The organism is Ornithinibacillus proteolyticus, from assembly GCF_039581225.1.
GTDB lineage: Bacteria > Bacillota > Bacilli > Bacillales > Amphibacillaceae > Ornithinibacillus > Ornithinibacillus massiliensis.
The window spans coordinates 1-8,554 of sequence record NZ_JBCPXV010000073.1 but is presented as its reverse complement, the minus strand read 5'-3'; the positions used below and the strand labels follow the sequence as shown (position 1 = coordinate 8,554).

The following is an 8,554-nucleotide window of genomic DNA, read 5'->3' as shown; positions in this document are numbered from 1 at the left end:
TTATCAGAGGGTGTCCTTTTTGTTTACTAAAAAGAGTAAGAATATTAAAAAAGACGTAGCACTTACCATTTTAAATGGTTAGCGCTACGTCTTTAATTATTTACTGGGGTTTTGTCCCAGCCTCTTTGTACTTTTTGTAAACACCAATAGAACATGGGTTTATAGCTTCAAACTTTATTTTACACAAACAAAGGGTGTATTGGTCTAAACAAAAGTAGGGAATAAACTAAAAGGTTGAAGTAGGAATCTATTATCTGTACTTTTTTCTCGCTGTTATTCTTGAAGTTATAGCAAAATAATAATTTAATTCTCATTTCAATTTCCCAGGTATAAAATCGATATGACTAAATATTTATGTTAGAATAGAAACAAAATTTAAACTAATACTGTTATTAGCAAATAGTCCTGATTAGAATTGGGGGTGTACCAGTTGAAAAGAATTTTAACTTTTATTTTACTTGTTGTCATTCTAGGAGCATGTGATGAAAACAACAATCAAAACACATCTAATGAAGAAAGAGACGAAGGCATCATTGTTGATATAAAGAAGGAGACCTCTGATGAGAATTACTACCTCATATTAACTTTACCAAGTGTAGAAGGCATTAACATTTCAAATAAAACAAGAGATGAATTGATTGAATTAGCAATAGAAAATGATGGTGCTTTTTATAGAGTTACCAAAGAAAAGTACGAAGAATTGAACTTAGAAATAGGTCAACGAATAGTCGGTTACTATAGTGATGTTGGAGAATCGCAACCCCTTGTATTTTTTACTGATAAAATAGAAATAATCTCAGAACAGGATTAAGTAACCCGATGCTGTTTAGGTGTAATTAAAAGAATATAAAATTTCCAAAGAAAAACGGTTCCAGTAATCCAAAAAGATGACTGGAACCGTTTTTAGTTAATATTGGTTAGATGTGTTCCAGATTCTTATTCGGTTAATTCAATGTCAAAGTATACGTAGATTAAAAAATTGGAACGATGAATAGTCGATGAACAGCCCTAGATAACCAGCAATAGTTTTTATACTAGTAATAAATTACTATTTTTTCGACATATTTTGAATAATGCGGAAACAATAACTTTCATCTGATAGACTTGAAATATATTGATAGAATGTAAGGAGTTGGTAAATGACGGTATTAATCAGAAGTGAGTAAATAAAATTCTTAGCGAATTTATCCTCTAAGAGACTTCAGACCAGTAGAATTTTGCGCGTTGGGATTGCCTACCAAATGTATGATTAAAATCCTAGAATAGGAGAGTGTTTAAATTTGAAAAAAAGAATGTTAATAATGCTACTGTTTTTGTTAGCAATGGGATTCTTTACTACATCCATTTCTGCAGAAACCCTGTCTATAGAATCAAGTTCTTCCGTACCTGAAGTTATTACACTCACGAATTCACCTGCTGAACGTCCACAACTAGAGGAGTTGAAACGTTCAGCTGAACGTAACGGTATTACCTTTGAACAAGCTATAGAAGATTACCTTTCAGAATTGAGCTATAACAACAAAGGATTATTTTCTGAAGAAGTTACCACACTCCCCTCAGACATAGCCATCGATGGGATCACCTTGTCTGAAATAGAAGACCTTAAAACTATCGCAAAAACTAAAGGAATAAGCTTGGAGGAATCTATCAAGCGTTATGCTTGGCAAACAGAATTTCTTGAGGTTGCCGATAAATTAGAAAAATCATTTCCTGATACATTTGCAGGTGCTGTCTTTGAATTTGATGGTAGTGGAGCTTGGTTCGCATTCAAAGACGATATACCTAAACAAGCTTTAGTAAATGCTTCTGACTTACCTGCTACTATTAAACTATATGGAAACCGTGGTTTTTCTGAAAAGGAATTAATATCAACATTGAATTCTGTTCATGATAAACTCTATATGCATGAAGATATCGTTGACGCGTCAAGTTATTATGATATTGAAACCGGTAAAATTACCGTTGAAGCTCAGCCAAAAGAGAAAATCAGTGCAAATGCAAAAGAGAAAATGAAGTCTCAAGTCCTACAAACTACTTCACAAAATAACTCGATTAATGTAGAGGTTAAATTCGTTGATAAAATTGAGAATGGTGATGAAATTGATAATTATTTACGTGGGGGTACAAACCTAGGAACTTGTACAGCAGCCTTTACTCTTCGAAACAACGTTGGTAGTGTAGGACTTTCCACAGCAGGTCATTGTGGTGAATCTAAATCTTCACGTACGTACTCAGATAGAACTATGAGCGGTACCCATACAGTTTATAGTCTTTATGTACATCAAGGCTCTTACGGTGACTTGGCTATGTATACTAACGCTCAATTAAATGCTGTTCCGTTTTTCTACTATAATACCAGTGCTGGTCGTAATACAACAGGTGTATATAGCCCTCGTGTCGGAGTAAATGTTTGTAACTTTGGGAAAGAAACAGGTTACAAATGTAGACAAGTGCATAAAACCGGTTTGAAACATGGAAGTTACGGCAACCAGGTTGTAGTAACGGCACATGTAACAACTGGGGGAGACAGTGGGGGACCTTGGTTCTATGGCAATAGTGCAGTTGGTGTTCATAGCGGGAAGCGCACAGTAGATGGAGTTGTGCGAAGTAGGTTCACAAATGTAAACTATATATCCTCTGCTCTTAATAGTTTTAGAATTTACGTTAAATGAGATAAGGGTGTTACTCAATAAGGAATCTCATTGCACTAACTATTAATACCTGGGAACTTTTGAATATAACATAGTAATAAGTGTGTAATTCTTGTTGGGGGAAAAAGGGGATTGATCTAACAAGGACTTCTCTCAATATATAAAAAGGGTTGGTGGATTGACTTCCCCCAACCTTTTTCCAATTATATTATTTTATTAGTATTTTGTTAAACGTACTCTTTAATAAACCCATTATTATTCCAAGAATGTACGGCATGCTTGTCCTTTTCAAAATTACTTCTGGAGGTTTATCATCGTTGTTCTAATATTTTCCTGGCCAAGTGAACGAACAATTGTATAGGGGTCAACCCTCTGATGGTAACTTATTATTGTAAAAGCATGCCTAGAAGGATGAGTCGTAATAGGTTTTTTCTTTTTTGTTATAAAATGAAGATATATGATAAGTATGAGTTTGTATATCTCTCACCAGTAGTTGTAAATAAAGATGCTTATCCAGGCGCATTATCGATTATCTGTAATCCTCGTACCCTTCTTTCCAACTTTATTTGTATTATTTTGTTTTTACATTTTAAATTTTTCTTCTCCAGTTTCCAACTTTATTTTAACAAATAAAAAACTAATGGCTCTTGAACCTACAATTTATAAGAAATCGTGTTTCCTACTTTTTTTACCTTATACAAGTATGGCGATATTAAGCAGTTTTTAATGGGGAATTTTTTTCTATTCAAGCGGTGCAAGTCTTAAATCTGCATCACGACTATACCTAGGGGCCACTCGTAGAACAAAGACGCCCAATCTTTTCACATAAAAAGCAAATAAAAAAGAGGGGGCTACCCTCTTATGAAAAAATCCGATCGATGGTTTCAATTTCAGCTTTTGATAATTGTACCTCTAATGTTTTAAGGTTTTGTATGACTTGCTCCGGTTTTTTAGCTCCTGGGATGACGGTGTCAATTGCAGGCTGTGCGAGATACCAGGCAAGGACAATGTTGGATACTTCTGTTTGCTTCGTATTGGCAATTTCCTTTAGTGTTTCTACCTTTTGTAGGTTTTGCTCGAATGCTTCCCCTTGGAAGTGAGGCATATTAGCACGGAAATCATTAAAGGTTGTTTCTTTAGTGTATTTTCCTGCGAGTAAGCCAGAAGCAAATGGGAAATATGGAACAAAGGAAATATTGTGTTCTAGCGTGTAAGGGAACAGGTCATTCTCAGGTTGGCGATTTAATAAATTATAATGACCTTGTAATACATCGACATATCCATCTTGATTTGCTTCTTTTAATTGTTCTAATGAGAAGTTCGATACGCCAATGGCTCTGATTTTTCCTGCATCTTTAAGTTCTTTTAATGCGCCAACAGCTTCGTACTTAGGTGTTTTTTCATCAGGAAAGTGGATGTAAAATAGATCGATATAGTCTGTTTGAAGTCTTTTTAGACTAGCGTCAACTGTTTCTCGTAGAAATTCTGGTGAATTATCAACGATTGTTTCACCATTAACAAGCTTTTGAGTACCCTTTGTAGCGATAACCATTTGTTGACGATTGCCCATTTCCTTCATTACTTCACCAATTATTTCTTCGGATCGTCCCATGCCATATGTAAATGCTGTATCAATATAGTCTAGCCCTTCCTTAATGGCGGTTTGTAATAACTCTCTATTAATTTGCTCATCAATTCCTGGGTAAAGATTATGACCACCAATTGCATTGGCTCCTAAACCAATAGGATTTACTACTAAGTCTGTTTTACCGATTCGTACTTTATTTGACAATATCATTACCTCCTAAAGTATTGGATAATTATATTCTATTGGAAAATCCGGTTTAAATACAAGGAAAGGGAATCGTGTTCATGACAAGATTCCCGTGTTGATTATTGATGAAACTTTAGAAACTGCATTTGCTTATTAAATAGCGCTGGGTAGGATAGGTATCCTAGCATAATACTGGTTACGACTGCGGTAGTTAATAATAGGAACAAGATTAACAATTGAAATTGAACGGCTTGTACAGGATCTGCGCCTGCAATGATTTGACCACTCATCATCCCGGGCAACTGAACAAGTCCGATTGTTTTCTGGCTCTCAATTGTTGGGATTGTACTTGCTTTGATAGCCGTAATCAATTGAGTATGAATGGCTTGTTTAGGTGTACCGCCTAAGGATAGGATTAGCTCTGTTTCATCTTGTGTATTTTCGACCTCTGCTGTAAATCGGTTTAAAAACAAGATGCCAAGTACCATCGAATTCCCAATGACCATCCCACTAATCGGGATAATATATTGTGGTGTTGGTGGCACAATGTGAAGACCAAGTAAGATACTTTGTGTTAATACCTCAATAAAAACGAATGTAAGAAAAAGCTTCCACGTAATCCCTTGAATAGAGGTACCTTTTTTTCGAGCATTCTGTGTTGCGGCACCGATCATAAGCAGGATCATTAGGAGAATAAAGAGAATGTGTTCTGCATCAAATACATATTGTAGAACATATCCTACGGCAAGTAATTGAATGATAGACCGAATGGTAGCGATCAGGGTGTCCTTTTCTAAACCGAGTTTTAATGTTCGAGATAGAATAAGTGGAATTAGAACGAAAATTAGCGTCAATGATAGTGTAAGAAAGCTCATTCTAATTCCCCCTTTACGAATTTTTGGACACGTTTATCTTGTGGATTCCTTAATAAGGAACTATCTCCTGATTCAATTAGCTCCCCGTTCATCATGACCCATGTGTAGTGGCCAATTCTTAAAGCTTGATCTAGATTATGGGTAATCCAAATCATGGTTGTCCCATATTTCTCATTAATCTTCTCAATTAGCTCTTCAATATCATGTTGCGATACTCGGTCAAGTGATGAAGTAATTTCATCTAGTAATAATACGCTTGGTTTATTTACTAAAGTACGAGCAATAGATAGCTTTTGACGTTGTCCACCGGATAAATCCTTAGCGTGTCGCTCCAATAGCTCTGCTCCTAATCCAACATCATGTAGTAATTCTTCGGCATAATTTCTGTCAATACGTTCTCCCTGTAGTGCAAGTGGTAGTTCGAGGTTTTCTAATACAGTACCTTTAATCATGGTGGCACTTTGTAAAGCAATGCCAACCTTTCTACGTAATTCTATCGGATTATATTCATTTATTGATTTTCCTTTGATTAAAATTTCCCCAGATTCAGGAGAACGTAATCCGTTACAAAGTTTAAATAGAGTAGATTTTCCTGCGCCTGATGGGCCAACAAGCGTTGTGACTTTACCATCAGGAAAGGAACCGGTTATGTTTCTTAAAATATGTAGACCATCTGTAGAATAATTTACGTTATGGAATACGATGGCAGCTTGATTCATGATTGTCACTTCCTTTTATGTGTTCCCTTATTTTAATGTTCCAACTTAATGAGAATCAATTCTTTATCATTTTAACATGTGGCGGTTTGAAAGGGTGTCGGGAGGTTTTGGTTTGGGGAAAGGGAAAGTAATCCCACACCTTTTGGCGGCGATACTTAAAGAAATCAAAAAAGGTGGCAACTATTAACTAGTTTCCACATTCATTACTTTACGATTAATACGGGGCTAGTTGCTCGTTTAGCTACTTTATGGCTAACGCTACCTAGCATCATTTCTTGGAGGGCGTTTAATCCACGGCTTCCAATAATGATAATGTCATAGTTGTGTTTATTGGCATAGTGAACAATGGTAGGGCCTGGTTCTCCATTTAAAAAAATGACTTCAAAGTCTACACCTGATTTTTTCGCTTTTTGAATTAATAGAGCAAGTTTTTCCCTCCGTGCGTCTTCTGTATCTTTTCCCCAGTTATTTAGAACCTCTTCTTTTGAATGCTTTGGGTCGATAACATATACTATATCTACTTTAGAACCTTGACTTAATCTGGCAAGCTCAAAGGCTTTTTCACCTGCTCGTATCGAATGGTCTGATCCATCAGCTGCACAAAGAATTTTTTTAAACATCGGAATTCTCCTCTACCATTCTATTGAACTGCGGAAACTAGAATTTCCTATTATTAACATAGGTATAGCGAATTTATTTTCTATTATAGCATATAGCTACTAAATTCAAAGATATTAAGAGGAAATTGGAGAAAAGGCGAAATGTTTCCGTTTTCTTTACTGTTTCACAAAAGTGTCATATTTCGTTATAATACCTCTTGTTTGTTACGGTCCCGGCTTTCGTGAGAGTCGAAAGTCAACAATAAAAGACGAAAAAGAGGTGTAGCATGAATTTAGCAAAATTAAAAAATGAATGGTTCGGCAATATTAGAGGAGATATTCTGGCTGGTATCGTAGTTGCTATTGCTTTAGTACCGGAGGCTATTGCGTTCTCTGTTATTGCTGGTGTTGACCCAATGGTTGGGCTGTATGCGTCGTTCGCTATTGCAGTGACGATTGCATTTGTTGGTGGGCGTCCTGGTATGATTTCTGCTGCAACAGGGGCAACGGCATTGTTGATGGTTACATTAGTGGCAGAACATGGCTTGCAATATTTGTTAGCAGCCACTATTTTAACAGGTATTCTGCAAATTGTGATGGGTGTATTAAAGTTAGGACGTTTAATGAAATTTGTCCCCCGGTCGGTCATGATTGGCTTTGTTAATGCACTTGCCATTATGATTTTCATGGCGCAATTAGAGCATTTTACAGGTGCAAATTGGGAAATGTATGCCATGCTGGCAGGAGCATTAGCCATCATTTATATTTTACCGCGATTTGTAAAGGTGATTCCAGCACCATTAGTAGCGATCGTTGTCATTACGGCAATTGCTATGTTTACAGGAAGTGGTGTGAAAACGGTAGGAGATATGGGAGAATTAACACAATCTCTACCAATCTTCTTATTCCCAGACATTCCACTTAACTTTGAAACGCTACAAATCATTTTTCCGTATGCACTATCAATTGCCATTGTTGGTTTAGTAGAGTCTTTACTTACAGCATCTATTGTAGATGATATGACAGATACGAAAAGTGATAAGAATAAAGAAGCACGTGGACAAGGGATTGCGAATATTGTGTCTGGGCTGTTTGGTGGTATGGCTGGATGTGCGATGATTGGACAATCCGTTATTAACGTAAAGTCTGGTGGTCGTGGAAGATTATCCGCTTTTGTTGCTGGGGCATTTTTAATGGCACTTATTCTAATATTTAACGGCTTATTAGTTCAAATTCCGATGGCAGTCTTAGTTGGTATTATGTTCATGGTATCTATTAGTACCTTTGACTGGTCATCGATAAAGAATATTCCTAAAACACCAGTTACGGATACGATTGTAATGGTAGCGACAGTTGTCACGGTACTATTTACACATGACCTATCTAAAGGTGTTCTAGTTGGTATTATCTTAAGTGCAATTTTCTTTGCTTCAAAAATCTCTAAGGTGAACGTGACAGCACTTGCGAGTAAGGAAGCAAATGTGAAGGTATATCGTATTTCCGGACAACTTTTCTTCGCTTCTGTAACAGAGTTTGTGGACAGCTTTAACTACAAAGAGGAAGTAGAAAAAGTGAAATTAGATTTATCAAATGCCCATATATGGGATGATTCTGGTGTAGGGGCAATTGATAAGGTTGTACAGAAGTATCATCAAAATGGTGTGAACGTAGAAGTGGTCGGGTTAAATGATGAAAGTCATAAATTAGTAGAAAGACTAGCGAATTATAATAAGCCTGGTGGATTGGAAAAGGCGGCTAGTCATTAAATTCGGTTAGAGAGTTAACTTCGGTTAGCTCTCTTTTTTTTTGTAAATGAATGAATTTCATAATTCTTAGCCCTTGTGTATCAAGGGGTTTAAGAGATAAAAAAAGAAGTACCTCCCCAAATCTTGTATAATGGTAGTTGACCACAAACCATAAAAAGACTGGAGGAGTA

Annotated in this window: 8 protein-coding genes; 3 read left to right on the top strand and 5 right to left on the bottom strand. The window is 36.3% G+C overall.

Going from position 1 to position 8,554, the window contains the following annotated elements:
* The first annotated feature begins 430 nt into the window (after positions 1 to 430).
* Both AAIB49_RS18750 and AAIB49_RS18745 read left to right on the top strand, forming a co-directional pair.
* On the top strand, positions 431 to 811 hold the full coding sequence (locus AAIB49_RS18750) for a hypothetical protein (protein WP_343458933.1): 381 nt from the start codon (positions 431 to 433) through the stop codon (positions 809 to 811).
* A 469-nt stretch (positions 812 to 1,280) separates the two neighbouring features.
* Positions 1,281 to 2,672: a S1 family peptidase gene (locus AAIB49_RS18745; protein WP_343458932.1), complete on the top strand. Its 1,392-nt coding sequence runs from the start codon at positions 1,281 to 1,283 to the stop codon at positions 2,670 to 2,672.
* An 838-nt stretch (positions 2,673 to 3,510) separates the two neighbouring features.
* Here AAIB49_RS18745 and AAIB49_RS18740 read toward each other — a convergent pair.
* From AAIB49_RS18740 to AAIB49_RS18725, 4 genes are all read right to left on the bottom strand, one after another.
* On the bottom strand, positions 3,511 to 4,443 hold the full coding sequence (locus tag AAIB49_RS18740) for an aldo/keto reductase (protein ID WP_339217307.1): 933 nt from the start codon (positions 4,441 to 4,443) through the stop codon (positions 3,511 to 3,513).
* A gap of 101 nt (positions 4,444 to 4,544) precedes the next feature.
* Positions 4,545 to 5,300, bottom strand: a complete 756-nt coding sequence (locus tag AAIB49_RS18735; RefSeq protein WP_343458931.1) for an ABC transporter permease — start codon at positions 5,298 to 5,300, stop codon at positions 4,545 to 4,547.
* A complete protein-coding gene (locus tag AAIB49_RS18730) occupies positions 5,297 to 6,019 on the bottom strand; it encodes an ABC transporter ATP-binding protein (RefSeq protein ID WP_186869525.1) in 723 nt (240 codons plus the stop codon). Before AAIB49_RS18730 ends, AAIB49_RS18735 begins: the two co-directional genes overlap by 4 nt.
* A 203-nt stretch (positions 6,020 to 6,222) precedes the next feature.
* On the bottom strand, positions 6,223 to 6,639 hold the full coding sequence (locus AAIB49_RS18725; protein ID WP_339217303.1) for a universal stress protein: 417 nt from the start codon (positions 6,637 to 6,639) through the stop codon (positions 6,223 to 6,225).
* A 266-nt stretch (positions 6,640 to 6,905) separates the two neighbouring features.
* On the opposite strand from AAIB49_RS18725, the gene AAIB49_RS18720 reads away from it, so the two are divergent.
* Positions 6,906 to 8,384, top strand: coding sequence for a SulP family inorganic anion transporter (locus AAIB49_RS18720; RefSeq protein ID WP_339217301.1), 1,479 nt, complete (start codon positions 6,906 to 6,908; stop codon positions 8,382 to 8,384).
* Here AAIB49_RS18720 and AAIB49_RS18715 read toward each other — a convergent pair.
* On the bottom strand, positions 8,374 to 8,554 hold a 181-nt coding region (locus tag AAIB49_RS18715), incomplete at its 5' end, for a hypothetical protein (protein WP_343458930.1). The two genes, AAIB49_RS18720 and AAIB49_RS18715, sit on opposite strands and share 11 nt — an antisense overlap.

Excerpts from the sequence above, each read along its gene's own strand:
- AAIB49_RS18735 (WP_343458931.1), bottom strand. The coding sequence starts at position 5,300 with ATGAGCTTTCTTACACTATCATTGACGCTAATTTTCGTTCTAATTCCA.
- AAIB49_RS18730 (WP_186869525.1), bottom strand. The coding sequence starts at position 6,019 with ATGAATCAAGCTGCCATCGTATTCCATAACGTAAATTATTCTACAGAT.
- AAIB49_RS18725 (WP_339217303.1), bottom strand. The coding sequence starts at position 6,639 with ATGTTTAAAAAAATTCTTTGTGCAGCTGATGGATCAGACCATTCGATA.
- AAIB49_RS18720 (WP_339217301.1), top strand. The coding sequence starts at position 6,906 with ATGAATTTAGCAAAATTAAAAAATGAATGGTTCGGCAATATTAGAGGA.